The 23,322-nt window shown below is 66.9% G+C and carries 19 protein-coding genes; 14 read left to right on the top strand and 5 right to left on the bottom strand.

Annotation, left to right across the window (positions count from 1 at the left end):
• Positions 1–15: 15 nt before the first annotated feature.
• From A9974_RS23025 to A9974_RS23000, 6 genes are all read left to right on the top strand, one after another.
• A complete protein-coding gene (locus A9974_RS23025) occupies positions 16–801 on the top strand; it encodes a cyclase family protein (protein ID WP_183006503.1) in 786 nt (261 codons plus the stop codon).
• A 22-nt stretch (positions 802–823) separates the two neighbouring features.
• The gene (locus tag A9974_RS23020) at positions 824–1,552 is read left to right on the top strand and encodes an SDR family NAD(P)-dependent oxidoreductase (RefSeq protein WP_183006502.1); all 729 of its coding nucleotides are present in this window, start codon (positions 824–826) and stop codon (positions 1,550–1,552) included.
• Positions 1,553–1,726: 174 nt separating this feature from the next.
• Positions 1,727–2,875 (top strand): ABC transporter substrate-binding protein, encoded by a 1,149-nt coding sequence (locus A9974_RS23015; RefSeq protein WP_183006501.1) that lies wholly within the window; start codon positions 1,727–1,729, stop codon positions 2,873–2,875.
• 148 nt (positions 2,876–3,023) lie between these two features.
• Positions 3,024–4,064 (top strand): branched-chain amino acid ABC transporter permease, encoded by a 1,041-nt coding sequence (locus A9974_RS23010; protein ID WP_183006500.1) that lies wholly within the window; start codon positions 3,024–3,026, stop codon positions 4,062–4,064.
• Positions 4,061–5,857 (top strand): ATP-binding cassette domain-containing protein, encoded by a 1,797-nt coding sequence (locus A9974_RS23005; RefSeq protein WP_183006499.1) that lies wholly within the window; start codon positions 4,061–4,063, stop codon positions 5,855–5,857. Before A9974_RS23010 ends, A9974_RS23005 begins: the two co-directional genes overlap by 4 nt.
• Positions 5,854–6,597: an ABC transporter ATP-binding protein gene (locus A9974_RS23000; protein ID WP_183006498.1), complete on the top strand. Its 744-nt coding sequence runs from the start codon at positions 5,854–5,856 to the stop codon at positions 6,595–6,597. Before A9974_RS23005 ends, A9974_RS23000 begins: the two co-directional genes overlap by 4 nt.
• 76 nt (positions 6,598–6,673) lie before the next feature.
• On the opposite strand, the gene A9974_RS22995 is transcribed toward A9974_RS23000, so the two are convergent.
• A complete protein-coding gene (locus tag A9974_RS22995) occupies positions 6,674–7,609 on the bottom strand; it encodes a glycosyltransferase family A protein (RefSeq protein WP_183006497.1) in 936 nt (311 codons plus the stop codon).
• 225 nt (positions 7,610–7,834) lie between these two features.
• On the opposite strand from A9974_RS22995, the gene A9974_RS22990 reads away from it, so the two are divergent.
• Together A9974_RS22990 and A9974_RS29540 are read left to right on the top strand one after the other, a co-directional pair.
• Positions 7,835–8,797, top strand: coding sequence for a LysR family transcriptional regulator (locus tag A9974_RS22990; RefSeq protein WP_183006496.1), 963 nt, complete (start codon positions 7,835–7,837; stop codon positions 8,795–8,797).
• 848 nt (positions 8,798–9,645) lie between these two features.
• Positions 9,646–9,774 carry a hypothetical protein gene (locus tag A9974_RS29540; protein WP_006226408.1) on the top strand — a complete coding sequence of 43 codons (129 nt, stop codon included), beginning with the start codon at positions 9,646–9,648 and terminating at the stop codon, positions 9,772–9,774.
• A gap of 106 nt (positions 9,775–9,880) precedes the next feature.
• On the opposite strand, the gene A9974_RS22985 is transcribed toward A9974_RS29540, so the two are convergent.
• Genes A9974_RS22985 through A9974_RS22975 form a run of 3 tightly spaced genes read right to left on the bottom strand, consistent with a single transcriptional unit; the run spans position 9,881 to position 12,249 of the window.
• Entirely contained in the window at positions 9,881–10,804 is a 924-nt protein-coding gene (locus A9974_RS22985) for a sugar kinase (protein WP_183006495.1), read from the bottom strand.
• Positions 10,797–11,441, bottom strand: a complete 645-nt coding sequence (locus tag A9974_RS22980) for a bifunctional 4-hydroxy-2-oxoglutarate aldolase/2-dehydro-3-deoxy-phosphogluconate aldolase (RefSeq protein ID WP_183006494.1) — start codon at positions 11,439–11,441, stop codon at positions 10,797–10,799. Before A9974_RS22980 ends, A9974_RS22985 begins: the two co-directional genes overlap by 8 nt.
• A gap of 22 nt (positions 11,442–11,463) precedes the next feature.
• A complete protein-coding gene (locus A9974_RS22975; RefSeq protein WP_183006493.1) occupies positions 11,464–12,249 on the bottom strand; it encodes an IclR family transcriptional regulator in 786 nt (261 codons plus the stop codon).
• Between the two features lie 255 nt (positions 12,250–12,504).
• On the opposite strand from A9974_RS22975, the gene uvrA reads away from it, so the two are divergent.
• From uvrA to A9974_RS22960, 3 genes are all read left to right on the top strand, one after another.
• Positions 12,505–18,270: an excinuclease ABC subunit UvrA gene (gene uvrA, locus A9974_RS22970; protein ID WP_183006492.1), complete on the top strand. Its 5,766-nt coding sequence runs from the start codon at positions 12,505–12,507 to the stop codon at positions 18,268–18,270.
• An 8-nt stretch (positions 18,271–18,278) separates the two neighbouring features.
• Positions 18,279–19,415 (top strand): aminodeoxychorismate synthase component I, encoded by a 1,137-nt coding sequence (locus A9974_RS22965; RefSeq protein ID WP_183006491.1) that lies wholly within the window; start codon positions 18,279–18,281, stop codon positions 19,413–19,415.
• Positions 19,416–19,481: 66 nt separating this feature from the next.
• A complete protein-coding gene (locus A9974_RS22960; RefSeq protein WP_183006490.1) occupies positions 19,482–20,114 on the top strand; it encodes an aminotransferase class IV family protein in 633 nt (210 codons plus the stop codon).
• Positions 20,115–20,138: 24 nt separating this feature from the next.
• Here the strand turns inward: A9974_RS22960 and A9974_RS22955 are convergent, their stop codons facing one another.
• Positions 20,139–21,041 (bottom strand): LysR family transcriptional regulator, encoded by a 903-nt coding sequence (locus A9974_RS22955; RefSeq protein ID WP_183006489.1) that lies wholly within the window; start codon positions 21,039–21,041, stop codon positions 20,139–20,141.
• Positions 21,042–21,174: 133 nt separating this feature from the next.
• Here A9974_RS22955 and A9974_RS22950 point away from each other — a divergent pair, with 133 nt between their 5' ends.
• The 3 genes from A9974_RS22950 (at position 21,175) to A9974_RS22940 (ending at position 23,320) form a co-directional block, all read left to right on the top strand.
• Entirely contained in the window at positions 21,175–22,410 is a 1,236-nt protein-coding gene (locus A9974_RS22950) for an aromatic ring-hydroxylating dioxygenase subunit alpha (protein ID WP_183006488.1), read from the top strand.
• A 3-nt stretch (positions 22,411–22,413) separates the two neighbouring features.
• Entirely contained in the window at positions 22,414–22,887 is a 474-nt protein-coding gene (locus A9974_RS22945) for a nuclear transport factor 2 family protein (protein ID WP_183006487.1), read from the top strand.
• Positions 22,888–23,008: 121 nt separating this feature from the next.
• Complete coding sequence (locus tag A9974_RS22940; protein WP_183006486.1) at positions 23,009–23,320, top strand: non-heme iron oxygenase ferredoxin subunit; 312 nt, start codon at positions 23,009–23,011, stop codon at positions 23,318–23,320.
• Positions 23,321–23,322 lie beyond the last annotated feature (2 nt).

Genomic DNA, 23,322 nt, shown 5'->3' with positions numbered 1-23,322 from the left:
CCAAAGGAGCAACAGATGAGCCAACCCATTCTTGCCCAATTCATGACCGAACTGGTTTCGGGCCGCATCCGCCTGGTGGACCTGACCGAGACGCTGACCCCGGAGTTCCCCACCATCGTGCTGCCGCCGGAATTCGGCCAGGCCTGGCCGTTCCGCATCGAAGAGATCTCGCGCTACGACGAACGCGGCCCGGCCTGGTACTGGAACAACTTTTCGTGTTCCGAGCACACAGGCACCCACTTCGACGCGCCAGTGCACTGGGTCACGGGCAAGGACCAGCCGGACAACACGGTGGACACGATCCCCGTGGACGCTTTCATTGCCGGCGCCTGCGTCATCGACTGCTCTGCAGAGGCCCGCGACAACCCCGACTTCCTGCTGACCATCGACTTCGTCAAGGCCTGGGAAGAAAAGCACGGCCGTATTCCCGCCCGTTCATGGGTGCTGATGCGCACCGACTGGTCCAAGCGCGCCAAGCCCGCCGAATACCTGAACATGAAGGAAGACGGCGCCCATTCGCCCGGCCCCGACGCCGACGTGGTGCCCTGGCTGATCAAGGAACGCGACGTGCACGGCTTCGGCACCGAGTCGGTGGGCACCGACGCCGGCCAGGCGCATCACCTGAATCCGCCCTACCCCTGCCACTACTACATGCACGGCAACAACCGCTACGGCCTGCAGTGCCTGACCAATCTGGACCAGCTGCCGCCCACCGGCGCCGTGATCTTCTCGGCGCCGCTGAAGATCCGCAGCGGCTCGGGCAGCCCGTTGCGGGTACTGGCCCTGGCGCCCCGCGCCTGATCCGCACGCAAAGGAAACCCGCATGACTCAATCCAACGTCGCGATCGTCACTGGCGGCAGCGCCGGCATCGGCGCCGAAATCTGCCGCAGCATGCTCGATGCCGGCTACGAAGTGATCTCGATGGCGCGCCGCGCCGCCGATTTCAGCCACCCGCGCCTGCACAACGTGCAGGTGGACCTGCTGGACGCGGACGCCACCGCGCAGGCCGGCGCGGAAGTCGTGGCCCGGTTTCCGGTCAGCCACGTTATCCACAACGCCGGTGTGATCTGGCCCAAGCTGCTGCCGGAGGTCACGCAGGAAGAGTTGCACGGCCTGACGCAGATCCACCTGGGCGCGGCCATCAGCCTGGTGCAGGCGGCCCTGCCCGGCATGCAGGAACGCAAATTCGGCCGCATCGTCATGATGTCCTCGCGCGGCGCGCTGGGCCTGCCCACCCGCACCGCCTATTCCGCCACCAAGGCCGGCATGGTCGGGATGGCCCGCACCTGGTCGCTGGAACTGGCGCCCTACGGCATCACCGTCAATGTGGTGGCGCCCGGCCCGATCCAGACCGACATGTTCTACGAGGTGATCGAACCCGGCAGCGAACGCGAAAAGCAGTTGGCCAACGGCATCCCGGTCAAGCGCCTGGGCCGTTCGGACGATGTGGCGCGCGCCGTCATGTTCTTCGCCGACCCGGCCAACAGTTTCGTCACCGGCCAGACCTTGTTCGTCTGCGGCGGCGCCAGCGTCAGTTCCATCACCATCTGAATGGGCGGTTTCACGCCCGCTTCGGGTTTTGACGGATAGGTAAGCACGGGGACCGGGTCTACAGTGCTGAGCCTTGCCTCTCAGAAAGTTCAAGCCGCAAATATTTCCAGCAGTTCCTGTTTTCTCCGTTTTCCAGCCGCACTCCCCTTACGCTCTCCATCCGGAGGTTTTGCCATGCTGTCGAAGAAACTCCCCCTGGCCGCCGCCGTCCTGGCCGCGCTGTGTTCCCTGCCCGCCCTGGCCCAGGTCAAGGTCGGCGTCGTCTCCTCGTCCACGGGCCCCACCGCGCTGGTGGGCATTCCGCAGAAGAACACCGTGCCACTGCTGCCCAAGAAGATCGGCGACCTGACGGTGGAATACATCGCGCTGGACGACGCCAGCGATTCCACCAACTCGGTCACGGCCTTCAAGAAGCTGATCACGGAACAGAACGTGGACGCGCTGATCGGGCCGTCAGGCTCGCCCAACGCGATGGGCGTGATCCAGTTCGCCGCCGAAGCGGGCGTGCCGATGCTGGCGCCGGTGGGCACCGCCGCCGTGGTGCTGCCCATGAACGAGCAGAAGAAGTGGGTGTTCAAGACCACGCAGAACGACGACATCATCGCCCGCGCGCTGGTCGACCACATGGCCAAGACCGGCATCAAGACCGTCGGCTTCATCGGCCTGAACGATCCCTATGGCGAGAACTGGTACAAGGTCTTCTCGGGCCTGGCCGCCGAAAAGGGCATCAAGATCGCCGCCAACGAGCGCTATCTGCGCTTTGACAGCTCGGTGACCGGCCAGGCGCTGAAGATCCTGGCGGCCAAGCCCGACGCCGTGCTGATCGCCGCCCCCGGCGCCGCCAGCGTGCTGCCGCAGACGACGCTGTTCGACCAGGGCTACAAGGGCAAGTTCTACCAGACCCACGGCGCCGCGCTGCCCGACTTCCTGAAGCTGGGCGGCAAGAAGGTCGAAGGCACGGTGCTGGCCGCCAGCCTGATGCTGGTGCTGCCGGAAATGCCCGACAGCAACCCGTCCAAGAAGGTCGCCAGCGACTACATCGCCGCCTACGAAAAGCTCAACGGTTCCAAGCCCGCCACGTTCGGCGCCAACGTCTACGACGCCGGCCTGCTGCTGGAAAAGGCCATTCCGCTGGCCGAGAAAGCCGGCAAGCCGGGCACCAAGGAATTCCGCAGCGCCCTGCGCGACGCGCTGGAACAGACCCGCGAGCTGGTCGGCACCCAGGGCGTCTACAACATGAGCGCCACCGACCACAGCGGCTTTGACGACCGCGGCCGCGAGCTGATCACCGTGAAGGACGGCAACTGGACGCTGGTGAAGTAAAGGTAAAGGCCCCCCCGAAGCGCTACGCGCCTCCCCCCAGGGGGCATGCCTATGGACCGGCAAAGCCGGCTCCATGGCATCCCGCTGGGGAGCGCTTAGGTCACGATGAGGTCGCCGTCATGTTTGTCTGTTTTATCCGGAAGTACTGATGAATGCCCAGATCGCCCTGATACTCGGGCAGGACGGCATCACCAACGGCGCCATCTATGCGCTGCTGGCCTTGTCCATCCTGCTGGTCTTTACCGTTACCCGCGTGCTGTTCATCCCCCAGGGCGAGTTCGTCGCCTTCGGCGCGCTGACCATGGCCGCCCTGCAGGCCGGCAAGCCGGTGCTGCTGGTATGGCTGCTGCTGGCCTTCGCGCTGGCCGAGGCCGCCGCCGACCTGCTGGCGCGCGCCAAGCGGCCGGGCCGCAATCGCGGCGCCTGGCGCATCGGCGCCAAAGTCGCGTATCCGCTGATCCTGGCGGCGCTGTTCTACCGGCTGCCGCTGGCGCAGCTGCCGATGGCCGTTCAGGCGCTGTTGACGCTGCTGCTGGTGGTGCCGATGGGGCCGCAGCTGTACCGGCTGTTCTACCAGCCCATCGCGTCCGCCTCGACGCTGGTGCTGCTGATCGTGTCGATCGCGGTGCACCTGGCGCTGGTCGGCCTGGGCCTGTTGGCCTTCGGCGCCGAGGGCGCGCGCACCGCGCCGTTCAGCGACGCCAGCCTGGCGCTGGGCCCGATCAACGTCAACAGCCAGGCGTTGTGGGTGGTGGCGGTGTCGGCGCTGCTGATCATCGTGCTGTACCAATTCTTTGAACGCTCCATGTACGGCAAGGCCTTGCGCGCCGCTGCCTTCAACCGGCTGGGCGCGCGCCTGATGGGCATTTCGCCGGTGTTCGCCGGCAAGGCCACGTTCTTCCTGGCCGCACTGATCGGCACCGTCTCGGGCATCCTGATCGCGCCCATCACCACCATGTATTTCGATTCCGGCTTCATGGTCAGCCTGAAGGGCTTCGTGGGCGCCATCATCGGCGGCCTGGTGAGCTATCCGCTGGCCGCCGCCGGCGCCGTACTGGTCGGCCTGATCGAAGCGTTTTCCTCGTTCTGGGCCAGCGCCTACAAGGAAATCATCGTCTTTACCCTGATCATCCCCGTGCTGCTCTGGCGCTCGCTGAAAAGCCACCACGTCGAGGAAGAAGAAGAATGACCCCGCGCCACCTCGTTCTCGCCTTCCTGGCGCTGCTGGCGGCCGCGCCGCTGTTCCTGCCGCCGTTCTATGTGACTTTGCTGAACTACATCGGCCTGTACGCCATGGTGGCGCTGGGCCTGGTGCTGCTGACCGGCGTCGGCGGCCTGACCAGCTTCGGCCAGGCCGCGTTCGTCGGCGTGGGCGCCTACACCACCGCGCTGCTCACCACCCAGGCCGGCACCCTGCCTGCCTGGCTGGCCTGGGTGGGCGCCTCGCCCTGGCTCACGCTGCTGGCCGGCCTGCTCCTGACATTGGTGATCGCCTACTTGCTGGGCGCCATCACGCTCAAGCTGTCCGGCCACTTTCTGCCGCTGGGCACCATCGCCTGGGGCCTGTCGCTGTACTTCGCCTTCGGTTCGGTCGAAGGGCTGGGCGGCCACACCGGCATTCCCGACGTGCCCGCCATCAACCTGTTCGGCTGGTCGCTGACCCAGGGCGGCGAGATCTACTACCTGATCTGGGCCTTCCTGCTGGTGGCCATGTGGTCGACCAGCAACCTGCTGGACTCGCGCGAGGGCCGCGCGATCCGCGCGCTCAAGGGCGGCCGCGTGATGGCCGAATCCATGGGGGTGGACACCGCCCGCTCGCGCATGGTGATCTTCATCATCGCCGCGCTGCAGGCCTGCGCATCGGGCTGGCTGTACGCGCACATGCAGCGCTTCGTCAATCCGAACCCGTTCGGCCTGCAGATGGGCATCGAATACCTGTTCATGACCGTCATCGGCGGCGCCGGCCAGGTCTGGGGCGCACTGGTGGGCGCGGGCGTATTCACGGTGCTCAAGCAATGGCTGCAGGACTGGCTGCCCAAGCTGCTGGGGCAAACCGGCAACTTTGAAGTCATCATCTTCGGCTTCGGCATGGTGCTGCTGCTGCACCGCGCCCGCGGCGGCCTGTGGCCGGTGCTGGCGCGGCGCTTCCCGGTCAGGAAAAGCCTGCGCAAGATCGACCCGCAAGCCGAGCCGCTGCCGCGCAAGCCCATGCCGCCGCGCGGCGAGGTAGTGCTCAAGGCCGTGGACGTGACCCGCAAGTTCGGCGGGCTGGTGGCCAACAACGCCATGAACCTGGAAATACGCGCCGGCGAGATCCTGGCGCTGATCGGCCCCAACGGCGCCGGCAAGAGCACCATGTTCAACCAGATCTCGGGCGTAGACACACCGACCTCAGGCCAGGTCACGCTGCTGGGCCAGCCCGTAGCCGGCGCGGGCGCGCGCAAGATCGCGCGCCTGGGCCTGTCGCGTACCTTCCAGCACGTGCGCCTGTTGGGCCGCATGAGCGTGCTGGAAAACGTGGCCATCGGCGCGCACCTGCGCGGCCACCGCGGCGTGCTGCCGGCGGCCTGGCGGTTGGACCGCCCCGAAGAGGCCCGCCTGTTGGCCGAAGCCGCCCGCCAGATCGAGCGCGTCGGCCTGGGCAAGCACTTGCACGACGAAGCCGGTTCGCTGGCGCTGGGCCAGCAACGCATTCTGGAAATCGCGCGGGCGCTGGCGTCCGACCCCTGCATCCTGCTGCTGGACGAACCGGCCGCCGGCCTGCGCTACCAGGAAAAATGCGAGCTGGCCGAGCTGCTGAAGAAGCTGCGCGCCGAGGGCATGGCCATCCTGCTGGTCGAGCACGACATGGATTTCGTGATGGGCCTGGTGGACCGCGTGGTGGTAATGGACTTCGGCGAAAAGATCGCCGAGGGGCTGCCGGCCGAGATCCAGCACAACCCCGCGGTGCTGGAAGCCTACCTGGGCGGAGTGGAAGAATGAGTGCGAAACTGCTGGAAGTGCGCGACCTGCGCGTGGCCTACGACAAGGTCGAGGCCATCTCGGGCGTCAGCCTGTCGGTGGACGAAGGCAAGATCGTCACGGTCATCGGCCCCAACGGCGCGGGCAAGACCACGCTGCTGTCAGCCGTCATGGGTGTGCTGCCCTCGCGCGGCGAGATCGTCTTCGGCGGCAAACGCCAGGAACACGCCGAGATCGAGGAAATGGTGGCGGCCGGCATGAACCTGGTGCCCGAAAAGCGCGAGCTGTTCGCCGAAATGACGGTGGAAGACAACCTGGCGCTCGGCGCTTTCGACCGCTTCCGCCGCGGCCTGCGCGACCAGGACAAGACGCTGGCCGAGGTCTACACGCTGTTCCCCCGCCTGCAGGAACGCCGCGCCCAGCTGGCCGGCACCTTGTCGGGCGGCGAACGCCAGATGCTGGCGGTGGGCCGCGCGCTGATGGCCAAGCCGCGCCTGCTGATGCTGGACGAACCCAGCCTGGGCCTGGCCCCGCGCATCGTGCGCGAGGTCTTCCGCATCGTCGCGCACCTGCGCGACATGGGCGTGTCCATCCTGTTGATCGAACAGAACGCCCGCGCCGCGCTACAGGTGGCCGATTACGCTTATGTGCTGGAAACCGGCGCGGTCACGCTGGAAGGCCCCGCCGCCCAGGTCGCCGCGGACCCGCGCGTGGTCGAGGTCTACCTGGGGCTGGGACACGCCGCGCCGGCGGCGACTTGATGGCCCCGTGCAAACGTTGAAGCGAATGCGGCCGGCGCGGGGGGCCATCCGGATCAGCGCCCCGCCGCCCTTTTTCTCAGGCCACGCCCCGCCGTCGGTCACGGCGGTACAGCGCATAGCCCAGCGGCCACATCACCCCCACCATCAGCCGCGCCCACGGCTGGGTCAGCCGATACGCCTGCACCGCCGTCGGCACGCCGGAATGTTTCAGGTGCAGCCGGAACCGCGTATAGCGCGCGGCGGCCATGATGAATTCGCGCGGCCGGAAACGGAAGAATTCCAGGTGGTGCTGCAACATGTCCCAGGCCAGCAGATACAGCCCCTGGGCGTTGTTGGCCACAGACACCGCCCCCTGGCTCAAGCCGCCCGGGGTGTCGTGATAGGTGCGCACGACCTGGTTGATGAAGCGGCTGAGATACCCCGCCCGCGCGATCGCCCACCACACCAGGCTTTCGGGCACGAAACCGGCGACGTCTTCGGGAAAGGGATATTTGCGCAGGATATCGGTGCGCATGCAGCCGAATTTCTCGCCCTTGATGCGGTAGCGGAAGTAGATGTCCACCGCGGTGCTGTCGAACACATCCTGCGGATAACGGTCGCCCACGATGCTGCCGTCGGGCCGCGCACAGAGCCCGGTGATGGCCACGTAGGAATCGCGGCGGGCGGGCGGAATGGCGTCCCAGGCAGCCTTGAAGGTAGCCAGCGAGTCGGGCGGCATCTCGTCGTCGCTGTCCAGCCCGACGATCATCCGGCCACGCGCTTCGCGCACGCCACGGTTGAAGGCGGTTTTCTTGTGCTGGTTGTTCTGCCAGACATAGCGGATCGGAAAGTCGGCCCGCTGCTGCCATTCCAGCACCGCTTCGTGGGTGTTGTCGGTGGAGCCATCGTCCACGACAACCCATTCGAAATCCCGGAAGGTCTGGCGGGATAGCGATTCATACACCCGGTGCAGTGTGCCCGCACGGTTGTAGGTGGGCGTCAGAACGGTAAAGAACGTCGACGTTTCGGTCATGCCTGCTGTGCCCTTTTGCGATTTCCGGATAACCGCTGCGGTCTTGGTATGCGTGTTTTCGCCTGAAGTGTAGGGGATATGCCTGCGCGAACCGATGGCACGGCATGCAAATTTGCAATCAAATCTGACAATATGCGGCGCGCAGGCCGGGATCACCTCGCCGCGTCGCCCGTTGGGGCGGGCGCCGGAGTGGCGTAAACTCGGGCGGCCCCAACCGGAATGCCTATGGAAGCTTCGACCGTCCAGCTCAATGACATCGCCTTGTTCGTAGAGGTAGCCAAGCGCAAGAGCTTCAGCCTGGCCGCCCGCGCGCTGGGCATGCCCACGTCCACGCTGTCGCGCCGGATCAACGAGCTGGAACGAGCGATCGGGCTGCGCCTGATCAACCGCAATACGCGCCGCCTGGACCTGACGGAAGCGGGCGCGGCCTACATGAGCCGCTGCCAGGGCCTGATCGACGAGGCCCGCCTGGCCCACGAGCAACTGCAATCGCTGTCGGGCGGCCCGTCGGGCAATCTACGGGTATCGATGCCCTACAGCCTGGCGATCTGGCTACTGCCGGAAACGATCAATGATTTCACGGACCGCTACCCCGAGGTGGAGTGCGAGTTCGACCTGAGCATGATGACGGCGTCGGACGCGCAAGGCACGCCTTTCGATATCGTTCTGCGTTTCGGCCGCAATAGCGATTATCCGACGGCGAATATCGACAACGGCAATGGCAACGGATCACTGACGCCGCGCAGCGACGGCGCGGTGGTGCAAGAGCTGGTGTCGCTGGACAATTACCTGTATGCCTCTGACCGCTATCTGCAACGCTTCGGCGAGCCAAAGACGCCCGGCGACCTGACACAGCACCAATGCCTGCGCACGACGATCGACGACGCGCATTCCCACTGGACGCTGCATAACGGCAAGGTGAGCGAGCTGGTTCCGGTCAGCGGGCATCTGGCCGCCAACAATATGAGTATCGCGGGAACGCTGGCGGGGCTGGATCTGGCGATTACCCGGATGCCGCACTGCCAGGCGCTGGATCCGATCATCAAGCGGAACTCTCTGCGGCGGGTGTTGCCGGGGTGGTCGGTGGATCCTATTTCGATCTACGTGGTGTATCCGTCGAGTATTCAGCCGGCCAAGACCCGGGCGTTTATGGATTTCATTCGGCCCAAGTTGGGGCCGGCTGAGTAGTTCTTAAGCCGCGATTGGCATATTGATGAAGATCAGTGCGGGGGTGGAGCGGGGTGCGAGGCCCGTCTCGTGCCGGCCGCGCGGGCGGCCTTACGAGACTTACGCGCCGTCTTGCGTACACCGATGCCGCTATCGCGCTTGCGGAGCACGCGCGCGTTTTGGTCACCCGTTGAATTGACGCCCGACTGGCCCCAGTCTTCTAGCGGCGCGGATGCCGTGGCATGCCAAGTCAACGTGCAGCGCCCGATGGGCGGCGCGCGAGACCGTCGTCACCCGCAAGCCAGCCCATGCCGCGCCGCCCATCACCGCCCCCCAAAATAATTGCGTAACCTTAAGAACCCCTACCTCCACCAGCGCGAAGCGCCCCCGCAACACTGTCCAGCAATGCAATGCCAAACGTGGCCGCCCGCGCGGCCGCGGCTTGGCGGCCCTGCTGATTCCATTCCCTGAACACGGGTCTAGCAGCGCGGCAATTCTCGAAACCCGTAGCCCCTGGCGGCGGTGGCAGGCGGAGTGGGCAACCTCGATGCGCCCGAGGGAATCGGAAGGGAGCCGAAGGCGGACGACGATGACAACGGGGAAGTCCGGCGCCCGCGCGCCGGACCGCAATCGTGGGCGCCCACTCCGCCTGCCACCGCCGCCAGGGGCGACCTACGAAGATCCCCCCGCCCCCGCAAAGCAAACCCCGAAAAGCCAAAATTAGCGCAACAAAAAAATTCAGGCTAGAATACCGAGTTACCCAATTTCCCCGCCAGCCCAGTATCCGGTTGTGCGGTCGGTTGGAAGCACCGCAAGTTGGACCTTCCAACCGCAAATCCGATTTCCGCAAATTCAACAGGAGAATCAACATGGCTGAACGCAAACGCGTGCGTCGTAACACCCTGGAACGCCGTTGCCTGGGCAAGGCCTTCAAGCGCTTGTTCGTCAAGTCGCCCAAGGGTGTTTTCAAGATGCTGGAAAAGATCAAGCGCGTCTAAATGACCGCTGGTTACCTGGGCTTTGCCTGGGTGGCTTGATCGAAAAAATCCCCGCCAGGCGCGAGCCTGACGGGGATTTTCCTTTTGGGGCCGGAATTTCCCAGGCCTAGCGCTTCAGCTTTGCCAGCACCTGCTCTGCCCTGGGCAGCGGATTCACCGCGCCATAACCCAGCGTCGACAGCGCCGCCGCCACGTTCGCATAGCGCACCGCGTCCACCCAGCCGTCGCCCTGACAGCGCCGCGCCAGCAGGCTGCCAGCGAAACAGTCGCCCGCGCCCGTTGCATCCACCGCGTCCACCCGCAGCGCCGCCACCGGCGTGCGGGTCTTGCCGTCGTCGATGATCGAACCATCCTTGCCCAGCTTCAGCACCACCACGCCCGGGGCGCCCGCATCGCGGATCCAGTCCAGCGTGCGTTCGGGGTCGTCGTTGCCGGTCAGGTGCTGCATATCGTCCATGCTCGGCAAAAACAGGTCCGCATGGCAGAGGGCTTCGCGCAGGATGGCGCGAGCGCGGTCCAGGGGCCATAGGCGCAGGCGCAGGTTGGAATCCAGGCTGACCTGGACGCCGGCCGCGCGGGCGCGGGCCATGGCGGCAAAGACCGTATCGCAAGCGCTGGTGCTGATCGCCAAGCTGATGCCCGAGACGTGCAGGAAGCGGGCGCGTTCGATCAGGCCGCCGGCCAGGCTGGCCGGGGTCATCAGGCTGGCGGCCGAGCCGCGGCGCAGGTAGCTGAAGGCGTGGCCGTCGGGGCCGTGCTGCACGAAATACAGGCCGGTGTGGGCCTGGGCGTCGACCTCGACGCCCGATGTATCCACGCCTTCGGCCTGCCACAACGCCAGGAACTGGGCGCCGAAGGCGTCGTCGCCCACGCGGGTCAGGTAGGCGCAGCGCGCGCCCTGGCGCGCCGCAGCGATCACCGCGTTGGAGGTGTCGCCGCCGAAGCCTTGCAGGTATTGCAGCTGGTCCTGGCTGGTCTGGTTCAGTTCGACCAGGGGTTCGCCCAGCGCGACGATATCGAAATCAGCCATGGGCGGCCTCGCGGGTGCGGGTAATCTGCGTCACCAGCGCGGCCGTGTCGCGGGCGGCGAAGGCGGCCTTGTCGTACAGGTTGCTGCCGATGCCGACCAGGCCGGCGCCGGCCGCGAAATAGCTGTTCATGTTTTCGGCGGTGACACCGCCCGTGGGGCAGAACACCGTGTCCGGGTAGACCGATTTCAGCGCGGCCAGGTGCTTGGGGCCGCCCGTGTCGGCCGGGAACACCTTGACCACGTCCACGCCGGCGCGGCGTGCCGCCAGCACTTCGGTGGGCGTGAAGGCGCCCAGCAGGCACAGGGCGTCGGCCGCGTGCGCCAGGTCCACGATCTCGGTGGCCAGGGCCGGCGACACCAGAAAGTCGGCGCCCGCCACCAGGGCCTCGCGGGCCTGTTCTTCGTTCAGCACGGTGCCCACGCCCAGCAGCAGGTTGGGGCCGTGCTTGTCGCGCAGCGCGCGTACCAGGTCGGTCACGCCGGGGATGGTCCAGGTCAGTTCCAGCGTCGTGCAGCCGGCGGCGACGGCGACTTCGGCCGCATAGGCGGCGGTGTTGGCGTCGGTGTAGCGCAGCACGGGCACGACCCGGGCGGCCAGCAGGGCGGCGAGCTTGGAGGCAAGGGGAGCAGCGGTCATGGGATTCCTCGGGGACGGGCGTTCAGGCGCCGCCGGATGACACCGGCAGGACGGCGAGTTTGGCTGAGGCGGCGTCGCGCAACCGCAGCAGGGGTTCTATATAGGCGGCTTGCGGATCGTCGCGGCGCCGGAACAGCAGGGTGCTGACGCTGACGCAGGCCACCGGCTGGCCGGCGGCGTCGCGCAGCGCCACGCCGTAGCAGACGATGCCGGGTTCGTTTTCCTCGTTGTCCATGGCATAGCCGCGCGCGGCCGTGTCGGCCAGCGCCGCGCGCAGGGCCGGCAGGGTCGACAGCGTGCCGGGCATGCGCGATGCCAAAGGCAGGTCGCGCAGCAGGCGCTCGCGCGCCGGCTCGGCCAGCGCTGCCAGGTAGGCCTTGCCGACCGCGCTGGAATGCAACGCCACGGCGGCCCCCACACGCGAGGCCATGCGGACCGGGCCGGGGCTTTCGAGCTTGTCGATGTAGATCATTTCGGCGCCGGCCGGCACCGCCAGGTGCACGGTTTCGCCGGTGTCGTCGCGCAGCGCCTGCAAGTCGGCCGATAGCGCCGCGCGCAGGTCGAATTGCGACCAGGCGCGGCTGGCCAAGGCCAGCAGGCGCGGGCCCAGACGATAGGCGCCCTCGGTTTCGGCCACCATGCCCTGCTCGGCCAGCGCCGCCACGATGCGGTAGGCGGTGGGCCGGGGATAGCCGCAACTGCGCGCCAGCGCGGCGGCCGTGGGCGGCTGCGGGGCGTCGGCCACCGCTTGCAGCACCGTCATGAACTTGGCGAACGCCGCGGCGCCCGCCACCTTGGTTTCCGACACGATCACCCCCACATTGGGTAGATGCCCAGCGTTAACAATGCTTATGCAGAATGCGCAAGGCAAACCGCGCGAATTTCAGACGAATCTGCGATACTGTTTATTTGTACAGCAGCTGAGCGCGTGATTGATCACAGTGAGTGACCACATTGTGGACTCATGCCTCACTATATAGGCAATTATTCCACATCGCCGCGTCCGGAACCAGCGACAGGCCGTCGCCCGGGCGGGCCCCTCCCTCAGGCTACGATACCGTCCATGAGCTCCCAAATCCGCATCGTTGGCGCCCGCCAGAACAATCTCAAGAACCTGGATCTGACCATCGCCACCGGCGAACTGGTCGTCGTGACCGGCGTATCGGGGTCCGGCAAAAGTTCGCTGGCCTTCGACACGCTGTACGCCGAGGGGCAGCGCCGCTACGTGGAAACCTTCTCGCCCTATGCGCGCCAGTTCCTGGACCGCATGGACAAGCCACAGGTAGACCGCATCGAAGGCATTTTGCCGGCCATCGCCATCGACCAGACCAATCCGGTGCGCAGCTCGCGCAGCACGGTCGGCACGATGACCGAGCTGAACGACCACGTAAAGCTGCTGTTCGCGCGCGGCGCCCGGCTGCACTGCCGCGGTTGCGGCAAGGTGGTGCGGCGCGACACGCCCGATTCCATCTACCACTCGCTGGCCGAACGCTCGGCCGTGGCCGGCGATCCGCGCCTGGTGGTGACCTTCCCCATCGCGGTGCCCGCCAACTTCACCGAAGACGAAGTGCGCGGCTTCCTGGAACAGCAGGGCTACACCCGCGTGCATGCCGAGGAAACCGCCGTGCCCCGTGCGACGGCTCCGGCCAAGGGCGCCAAGAAGGAAAAGGGCAAGGGCAAGGCCAAGACCGAATCCGATGAACGTCGCATCCTGCACGTGATCCAGGACCGCTTCCGGTTCAAAGACACCGAACGCGAACGCGTGATGGAAGCGCTGGACACCGCGCTGCGCATGGGTGCGGGCCACCTGGCCGTCTATGTCATGGACGCCGAGGGCGCCGACGCCGATATCTGGAAATACAGCGACCGCCTGCACTGCGCCGACTGCAACATCGAATACACCGACCCGCTGCCCAGCAGCTTCTCGTTCAATTCGCCGCTGGGCGCCTGCGAAGCCTGCCGCGGCTTCGGCCGCGTGATCGGCATCGACTTCGGCCTGGTCATCCCCGACGAAAACAAGACCCTGCTGGAAGGCGCCATCAAGCCCTGGACCACGCCGTCGTACAAGGAATGCCAGGACGAGCTGCAGAAGTACGCGCCGCGCGCCGGCATCCCGCTGGGGGTGCCGTGGAAAAACATGAGCGAAGAACACAAGCGCTGGGTGCTGTACGGCACGCCCGACTGGAAGGGCGGCAACGACGCCTGGAAGCACCAGTGGTACGGCGTGCAGCGCTTTTTCGATTGGCTCGAGACCAAGTCCTACAAGATGCACGTGCGCGTGCTGCTGTCGAAGTACCGCAGCTACACGCCCTGCCCCACCTGCAATGGCGCGCGCCTGAAGCCCGACGCGCTGCTGTGGCGCCTGGGCACCAAGGAAGAAGCCGATGCCGTACTGCCGCCCGATGACGGCCGCTACAAGCGCTTCATGCCAGTCGGCGCCAACTGGACGCGGCCGCAGCTGGACGGCCTGGACGGGCTGTCGGTGCATGACGTGATGCTGCTGCCCATCGAGCGGGTGCGCACCTTCTTCGACAAGCTGTCGTTCTCCGGCGCGCTGGATGCCGCCACCGATCTGCTCATGACCGAAGTGCGCGCGCGGCTCAAGTTCCTGTGCGATGTCGGCCTGGGCTACCTGACGCTGGATCGCCAGAGCCGCACGCTGTCTGGCGGCGAGGTGCAGCGCATCAACCTGACCACCGCGCTGGGCACCTCGCTGGTGAACACGCTGTTCGTGCTGGACGAGCCGTCCATCGGCCTGCACCCGCGCGACATGCACCGCGTGGTCGAAGTGATGCACCGGCTGCGCAACGCCGGCAACACGCTGGTGGTGGTGGAACACGACCCGCAAGTCATGGTGGCCGCCGACCGCATCATCGACATCGGCCCGGGCCCTGGCGAGCGCGGCGGCAACATCGTGTTCGACGGCACGCCGGCGCAATTGCGCGCGGCCAACACGCTGACGGGCAACTATCTGGGCGGCCGCCAGCGCGTCGAAGCGCCGCGGCCGATGCCGGTGGCGGCCAACACGCCGCGCCTGCTGCTCGAAGGCGTCAGCGCGCACAACCTGAAGAATGTGTCGATCGAATTGCCGCTGGGCCGGCTGGTCTGCGTGACCGGCGTGTCCGGCTCGGGCAAGTCCACGCTGGTGCAGGACGTGCTGTACCCCGCCCTGCTCAAGCAGAAGGGCAAGCCGTCCGAAGCGCCGGGCGCGTTCGAGCGCCTGCTGGGCGCCGAGCAGATCGCCGACGTCGTGATGGTGGACCAGACCCCCATCGGCAAGACCGCGCGCTCCAACCCGGCCAGCTACGTGGGCGCGTTCGACGCGATCCGCAAGCTGTTCGCCCAGGCCCCGCTGGCGCGTGAACGCGCCTATACCGCGGGTACTTTCAGCTTCAACGGCGGCGACGGCCGCTGCCCAACCTGCGGCGGCACCGGCTTCGAGCACGTGGAAATGCAGTTCCTGTCCGACGTGTACCTGCGCTGCCCCGACTGCGACGGCAAGCGCTTCCGCCCCGAAGTGCTGGAAGTGCGCGTCGAGCACCTGGGCAAGAGCGCCTCGATCGACGAGGTGCTGGAAATGACCGTCAGCGAAGCGCTGGAATTCTTCAAGGGCCTGCGCGACGTGCAGACGGGCCTGGCGCCGCTGGCCGACGTGGGCCTGGAATACGTGCGGCTGGGACAACCCGTACCGACGCTGTCGGGCGGCGAGGCACAGCGGCTCAAGCTGGCCGGCCACCTGGCCGAGGCGGCACGCAGCGGCATCTCCACCGCCAAGGTCGCCAAGAAGGGCAGCCTGTTCCTGTTCGACGAACCCACCACCGGCCTGCACTTCGACGACGTGGCGCGCCTGATGCGCGCCTTCCGCAAGCTGCTGGCCGCCGGCCACACGCTGCTGGTCATCGAGCACAACCTGGACGTGATCCGCGCGGCCGACTGGCTGATCGACCTGGGCCCCGAAGGCGGCGACGCCGGCGGCCTGGTGCTGGGCGTGGGCACGCCGCAGGACCTGATGGCCAACCCCGCCTCGCACACCGGCGCGGCGCTGCGCGACTACGAAGTCAGCATCCTGCCGGCCGATGTGGTGGTGACCAGCGACGCCGACGCGCAGGAAGTCGAGCAAGCCGGCCTGACGGCCCGCATCGCCGAACCGGCCGTGGCCTATGGCGCGGGCGAAGGCACGCCGCTGCAATCGGTGATGCGCAAGCGCCGCCAGGACAATATGTCCATCGAGATCCGCAACGCGCGCGAGCACAACCTGAAGAACATCAGCGTCGAGATTCCGCGCGACAAGTTCACGGTCATCACTGGCGTGTCCGGCTCGGGCAAATCGACCCTGGCCTTCGACATCCTGTTCAACGAGGGTCAGCGCCGCTATCTGGAATCGCTCAACGCCTACGCCCGCGCCATCGTGCAGCCGGCGGGCAAACCGGACGTGGACGCCATCTTCGGCATTCCGCCCACTGTGGCGATCGAGCAGCGCACCAGCCGCGGCGGCCGCAAGTCGACCGTGGCCACGATGACCGAGATCCACCACTTCCTGCGCCTGCTGTATGTGAAGCTGGGCACGCAGTACTGCCCCGACTGCAACGTGGCCGTGGAACCGCAGAACACCGACCAGATCGTCGCGCGCCTGCTGCGCGACCACAAGGGCGAGCACATCGGCCTGCTGGCGCCGCTGGTGACCGCGCGCAAGGGCTATTACACCGACCTGGCCAAGTGGGCCGGGTCCAAGGGCCATACGCACCTGCGCGTCGACGGCGAATTCATTCCCGTGGCGCCGTGGCCGCGCCTGGACCGCTACAAGGAACACACCATCGAACTGCCGGTGGCCGACGTGGTGGTCGACCCCGCCAACGAGGCCGACCTGCGCGCCGCGGTCAAGAGCGCGCTGGAAAACGGCCAGGGCGTGATGTCGGTCGTGTGGCCGGTGAACAAGTTGCACGACGCGCTGAACAGCGAATTGCAGCAACAGCACTTCTCGGTCAAGCGCGCCTGCCCGTCCTGCGGCACCAGCTTCCCCGAGCCCGATCCGCGCCTGTTCTCGTACAACTCCAAGCACGGCTGGTGCACCGGCTGCTACGGCACCGGCCTGCAATTGCAAGGTTTTGACGAAGAGCAGACCGGCGAGGAAACCGCCTGGAACGCCTGGTACGAAGGCGAGGCCAAGGTCTGCACCCAGTGCGACGGCCAACGCCTGAACCGGGTCGCGCGCGCGGTGCGCTGGCGCGACAAGTCAATCGCCGAACTGGCGTCGCTGCCGGTGTCGGACGCGCACACCTTCTTTACCGGACTGGTGGCGCGCGGCCGCGAAGGCGAGATCGCCCGCGACATCCTCACCGAAATCCGCGGCCGCCTGAATTTCATGCAGGAAGTGGGCCTGAACTACCTGGCGCTGGACCGCGCCGCGCCGACCCTGTCGGGTGGCGAGGCGCAGCGCATCCGCCTGGCGGCGCAGCTGGGGTCCAACCTGCAGGGCGTCTGCTACGTGCTGGACGAACCCACCATCGGCCTGCACCCGCGCGACAACCGCATCCTGCTGGACGCGCTGGCGCGCCTGGAAGACAACGGCAACACGCTGGTGGTGGTCGAGCATGACGACGACACCATTCGCCGCGCCTCGCACATCATCGATATCGGCCCCGGCGCCGGCGTGCGCGGCGGCCGCGTGGTGGCCCAGGGCACCGCGCAGGACCTGATGGACGCCCCCGAATCCGTCACCGGCCGCTACCTGGCCAAGCCGCTACAGCATCCGCTGCAGGGCCGCCGCCCTGTCGAGGCCGACACCCCCATGATCGAAATCCAGGGCGCGCGGCTGCACAACCTGCGCAGCGTCGACGCCAAGATTCCGGTGGGCCGCCTGAGCGTGGTCACGGGCGTGTCCGGGTCGGGCAAGTCGACCCTGGCGCGCGAAGTGCTGCTGGACAACCTGATGCAGGCCGTCTCGCAAGGCAAGGCGCCGGGCTGGGCCGGCTGCGAGAACATCTTGGGCTGGGAAGCCATCGACCGCGTGCTGGAAGTGGACCAGACCCCCATCGGCAAAACGCCGCGTTCCTGCCCGGCGACCTACGTCGGCTTCTGGGACGACGTGCGCAAGCAGTTCGCCGATACCCGCGAGGCCCGCATGCGCGGCTGGACGGCGGCGCGCTTCTCGTTCAATACTGGCGACGGCCGCTGCCCGATCTGCGAAGGCCAGGGCATGCGCACCATCGAGATGAACTTCCTGCCCGACGTGAAGGTGCCGTGCGACGCCTGCAACGGCGCGCGCTTCAACAACGACACGCTCAGCGTGCAGATGCGCGGCAAGAACGCCGGCGAACTGCTGTCGATGGAAGTCGATGACGCCATCGGCTACTTTGCCGCGCACCCGAAAATCCACCGCCCCCTGCAACTGATGCAGGACGTCGGCCTGGGCTACCTGACGCTGGGCCAGCCGTCGCCGACGCTGTCCGGCGGCGAGGCCCAGCGGATCAAACTGGTGACCGAGCTGTCCAAGGCGCGCCTGACCGACGGCCTGATCAAGACCGGCCGCGCCTCGCGCATTCCGCACACGCTGTACGTGCTGGACGAGCCGACGGTGGGCCTGTCGATGGCCGACGTGGAAAAGCTGATCCACGTGCTGCACCGCCTGGTGGAAGCCGGCAACACCGTGGTGGTCATCGAGCATAATCTCGACGTCATCGCCGAAGCCGACTGGCTGCTGGACCTGGGCCCCGAAGGCGGCACGGGCGGCGGCAAGCTGGTGGGCCAGGGTTCGCCGGAACACGTCATGGCCCAAAGCGCCCAATCGCATACCGGGCGGGTCCTGGCGGAGTTCCTGGCACAACAATAAAGAGCGTCATGCATTGTCGTTTTGAAGACCGGCTGGCCGGCCGCGCGCTGCGGCTGGACGGCTTGCTGTCCCGCATCGAGGCGCGCGCAGCGGCCGAGGTCGGCCCCGCGCTGGCCGCCATCGATGCGGCCCGCCAACGCGGCCATTGGGTCGCGCTGCTGCTGGACTACGAACTGGGCGAATGGCTGCTGCCCGAGGCCACCCGGCCCGCGCCCGCCGGCCCCTGGACGCCCCCGCGCGACGACGGCGCGCCGCGCCTGACCGCGCTGGTGTTCGAGCGCCAGATCGACGAGGCGCCGTGGGATGCGCCGGACGCCGCCGATCCGCCGGCCGCCATCAGCATCCCGGCGCCGCGCATGACCGAAGCCGGCTACGTGAGCCAGATCGACGCCATCCGCGGCCTGATCGCCGACGGCGAGCTCTACCAGGTCAACTATACCCAGCCGCTGGACCTGCAATACCAGGGCGATGCCGCCACGCTGTACCGGCGCATCGCCGCGCGCAATCCGGTGGCGCACGCCGCCTTCATCCAGGACGGCGCGCGCACGGTGCTGTCGTTTTCGCCCGAACTGTTCGTCGCCCGGCGCGGCGCCCGACTGACTACCCGGCCCATGAAGGGCACGGCGCCGCGCCATCCAGACCCGGTCGAGGACGCCCGCCTGGGCCAGGCCCTCTTGGCCAGCGACAAGAACCGCGCCGAAAACCTGATGATCGTCGACCTGCTGCGCAACGACCTGGGCCGCCTGGCCGAGCCGGGCTCGGTCAAGGTCGATGCCCTGTTCTCGCTGGAACGCTATCCCACGGTCTGGACCATGACGTCCACCGTGTCCGCGCAAGCCCCCGGCGCCACGCTGGAAGCCGTGCTGCGCGCGCTGTTCCCTTGCGGGTCCATCACCGGCGCGCCCAAAGTGGCCGCCATGCGCCGCATCCGCCAGATGGAAGCCGCGCCGCGCGGCCTGTACTGCGGCAGCATCGGCTGGCTGGCGCCGGACGGCGATTTTTCGCTGAACGTGGCGATCCGCACACTGGTGCTGGACGCGGCCGGCCACGGCGTCTACAGCGTGGGCGGCGGCATCGTGCATGATTCGGACCCCGCCGAGGAATGGCAGGAATGCCACTGGAAGGCCCGCATCTTGCGTGCATGAATGCGCAAGCCGCGCCGGCAGAGTAGGATAGAGCGCGGCCCCGTCCGCCGTTACCCAGGAGCCCCCATGCAACCCGAACTGATCGAGACCATCCTGGTCGATGCCGAGCGCCGCGTGCCGCTGCTGGCGCGCCATCTGCACCGGCTGGAGCAGTCCTGCAAGGCGCTGGGCTACGCCTGGGGCGGACGCACGGTGGAAAGCGACATCATGATCGCGGCGCTCAGCCTGGTCACGCCGGGCGCGCACCGCCTGCGCCTGCTGGTCGCGCGCGACGGCAGCCGCCACATCCAGACCGCGGTGCTGCCGCCCCTGCCCGCCGTGCAGGAAATCATGCTGGCCCCCGAGGCCCTGCGCTCGTCCGAGCCGCTCTTGCGCTACAAGACCACCTACCGGCCCTGGTACACCAAGACCATCGAATGGCTGCCGGCGCATCCGCATATCTTCGATCTGGTCTATTTGAACGAACGCGGCGAGCTGTGCGAAGGCAGCCGCAGCAATGTCTACCTGCGCCTGGATGGCGACTGGTACACGCCGCCCACGGACAGCGGCTGCCTGCCGGGCGTGCAGCGGGCCGAACTGTTGGATACCGGCAACGTGACCGAGCGCGTCCTGACCCTGGCCGATCTGCATGCGGCCGACGACATCCGCCTGTCCAACGCCCTGCGCGGCTGGTTCGGCGTGACCCTGCGCGAAACCTGAGGCCGCCGGGCGCGTCAACTGGCCCTAATCCGCGAACTGCTCCACCACCACCTGCCGCAGCCATTGATTGGCCGGCTCGCGATGGTTGCGCGCGTGCCAGAACACGTTGATGACGGACTCCGGGATCTTCACCGGACAGGGCGCCGTCGCCAGCCCGAACGGCCTGCTGGCGCAGTCGGCGAAGCGCTGCGGCACCACCGCGATCATGTCGGTGGCCTGCAGCACCGGCCCCACCGCCATGAAATGGGGCACCGTCAACCGCAGGCGGCGGCGGATACCTGCTCGCTCGATGACCTGGTCCACCACGCCGTGCCCGGTGCCTTCGGACACGATGGCCACGTGCTCGGCCGCGCGGAACTGCCGGGCCGATACCCCACCGCGCGCCAGCGGATGGTCCTGCCGGAAGATGCACACATAGGGCTGGCGAAACAAGCGCCGCTGGAAAAAGCCCTGCTTCAGCCCCGGCAGGAAGCCCATCGCCAGGTCGATGCGGCCGCGCTCCATTTCGTCCTTGACGTCGATGGACGTGGTGCGCACGGTCCGGATAGTGACGCCCGGCGCCGCCGCATCCAGCGCCCACATCAAGCGCGGCAGGAAATAGGTTTCGCCCACATCGTTGACGCCGATGACAAAGGCCCGCTCGCTATGCCCCGGATCGAACGACGTCCGCGCATTCAGCGTGCCGTGCAAGGCGCCCAGCGCATCGGCGATGGGCTGGGCCAGCGCCTCGGCATACGGCGTGGGCACCATGCCGCGCGAGGTCCGCAGGAACAGCTCATCGCCCAGCAGCTTGCGCAGCCGTCCCAACGCATTGCTGACCCCGGGCTGCGAGATACCCAGGTTGCGCGCCACCGCCGATACCCGGCCGTGCTTGCATAACTCGTTGAAGACGACCAGCAGGTTCAGGTCCATGTCTTGCAGGTTCATGCTTGTCTCCACCAATATTGATTTTGGTGATTGTTGTCATCATGCAGATTCTATTTATTTATTTCATGGCCGGGTCGATCATGCAACAAACGCCGCGCCCATGCCGCGTGGCCCCTGAAAATGGAGACAAACCATGCGCCCCTGGCCTGCCGACGGCACGCACCGCATTCCGTTCGGCGTCTACACCGACGCCGCGCTGCACCAAAAGGAGCTGGACCGCTTCTTCTACCGCGCCCATTGGAGCTACGTCGGCCTGGAGGCGGAAATTCCCCACCCCGGCGATTTCAAGCGCACCGCCGTCGGCGAACGCTCGGTCATCCTGCTGCGCGATAACGACGGCCAGGTGCGGGTGGTGGAAAACGTCTGTGCCCATCGCGGCGTGCAGTTCTGCCGCGAACTCTCGGGCAACCGCAGCGAATTCGTCTGTCCCTACCACCAGTGGAATTACGACCTGCAGGGCAACCTGATCGGCGTGCCGTTCCGCCGCGGCGTCAAGCAGGATGGCCGCATCAACGGCGGCATGCCGCCGGACTTCAAGCCCGAGGAACACGGCCTGACCAAGCTGGCCGTGGCCTGTCGCAACGGGGTGGTCTTTGCCTCGTTCGACCACGAGGTCGAACCGCTGGAGGACTACCTGGGCCCCGACATCCTGCATTACTTCGACCGCGTCTTCGACGGCCGCCAGCTGGTGGTGCACGGCTACAGCCGACAGCGCATCCCCGGCAACTGGAAGCTGATGCAGGAAAACATCAAGGACCCCTATCACCCTGGCCTCCTGCACACCTGGTTCGTCACCTTCGGCCTGTGGCGGGCCGACAACCGGTCCGAACTGAAGATGGACCGCCATTACCGCCACGCCGCGATGATCTCGACCCGCGGCCAGGGCGGCAAGGGCAGCGTCACCAGCGGCGTCTCCAGCTTCAAGGAACAGATGTCGCTGAACGACGACCGCTTCCTGGACATCGTGCCCGAACCCTGGTGGAACGGCCCGACGGCCGTGCTGATGACCCTGTTCCCCAGCGTCATCATCCAGCAGCAGGTCAACTCGCTGTCGACCCGCCACATCCAGCCCGTCGGCCACGACGCCTTCGATTTCGTCTGGACCCACTTCGGCTTCGCCGACGACACGCCCGAAATGACCCGGCGCCGCCTGCGCCAGGCCAACCTGTTCGGCCCTGCCGGTTTCGTGTCCGCCGACGACGGCGAAGTGATCGAGTTCTCGCAATCCGGCTTCCAGCAAAAGCCCTGGCACCGCAGCGTGGCCGAACTGGGCGGCAAGACCGCCGAGAACACCGACCACATGGTGACCGAAACGCTGATCCGCGGCATGTATGCCTACTGGCGCCGCGTGATGGAAACGGAGGCCTGAAAAATGCTGGATTTTCCCCTGTACTACGCGCTGACCCGCCTATACACCGACTACGCCGCCGCGCTGGACGCCGGACAATGGGACAAGTGGCCGGACTTCTTCCTGGAAGATTGCGCCTACAAAGTCCTGCCCCGCGAAAACCACGAGCGCGGCTACCCCCTGGCCACGATGTCCTTCGAAAGCCGCGGCATGCTGCGCGACCGCATCTACGGCGCCACCGACACGATCTTCCACGACCCCTACTACCAGCGCCACGTCGTCGGCGCGCCCCGGGTCCTGTCGGCGGCCGGCGACCGCATCGAATCCGAAGCCAACTACGCCGTCTTCCGCACCAAACCCTGCCAGCTCACCACCGTCTTCAACGTAGGCCGCTACCTGGACGTCATCCGCCAGACCCCCGACGGCCTGAAATTCGAATCAAGACTGTGTATTTTCGACAGCGAGCTGATTCCGAATTCGTTGATCTATCCCATCTGACCGGAACGTGGCGCACCGCTCGTCGGCCCACGCCGCCGGGTGTCGCAAATCTCACCCGCCAGGCAGGCCACATCACGCACCAGCCTGCCGTTTGCCCCAATCCTGACCAGGACACCGCAACATGACAACGCAATGGATCAAGGCCATCCCGCTGGCCGACGTACCGGAAGAAGACATCATCGCCGTCCAAGCCGGCGACCAGGAAATCGCGCTCTACGGCGTCGAAGGCGCCGTCTACGCCACCGCCAACCTCTGTACCCACGGCAACGCCCGCCTGTGCGACGGCTTCTTGACCGGCCACGAAATCGAATGCCCGCTGCACCAGGGCCGCTTCGACATTAGAGACGGCCGCGCGCTGTGTTCGCCGCTACGCGACAACCTGGCGACCTACCCCGTCAGAATCGAAGATGGCATGGTGTTCGTGGCGCTGTAGCA

It is taken from the genome of Achromobacter sp. UMC71 (assembly GCF_014170305.1).
Taxonomy (GTDB): Bacteria; Pseudomonadota; Gammaproteobacteria; order Burkholderiales; family Burkholderiaceae_B; genus Achromobacter.
The sequence above is the reverse complement of the archived record's forward strand: the minus strand, read 5'-3'. Positions and strand labels throughout refer to the sequence as shown.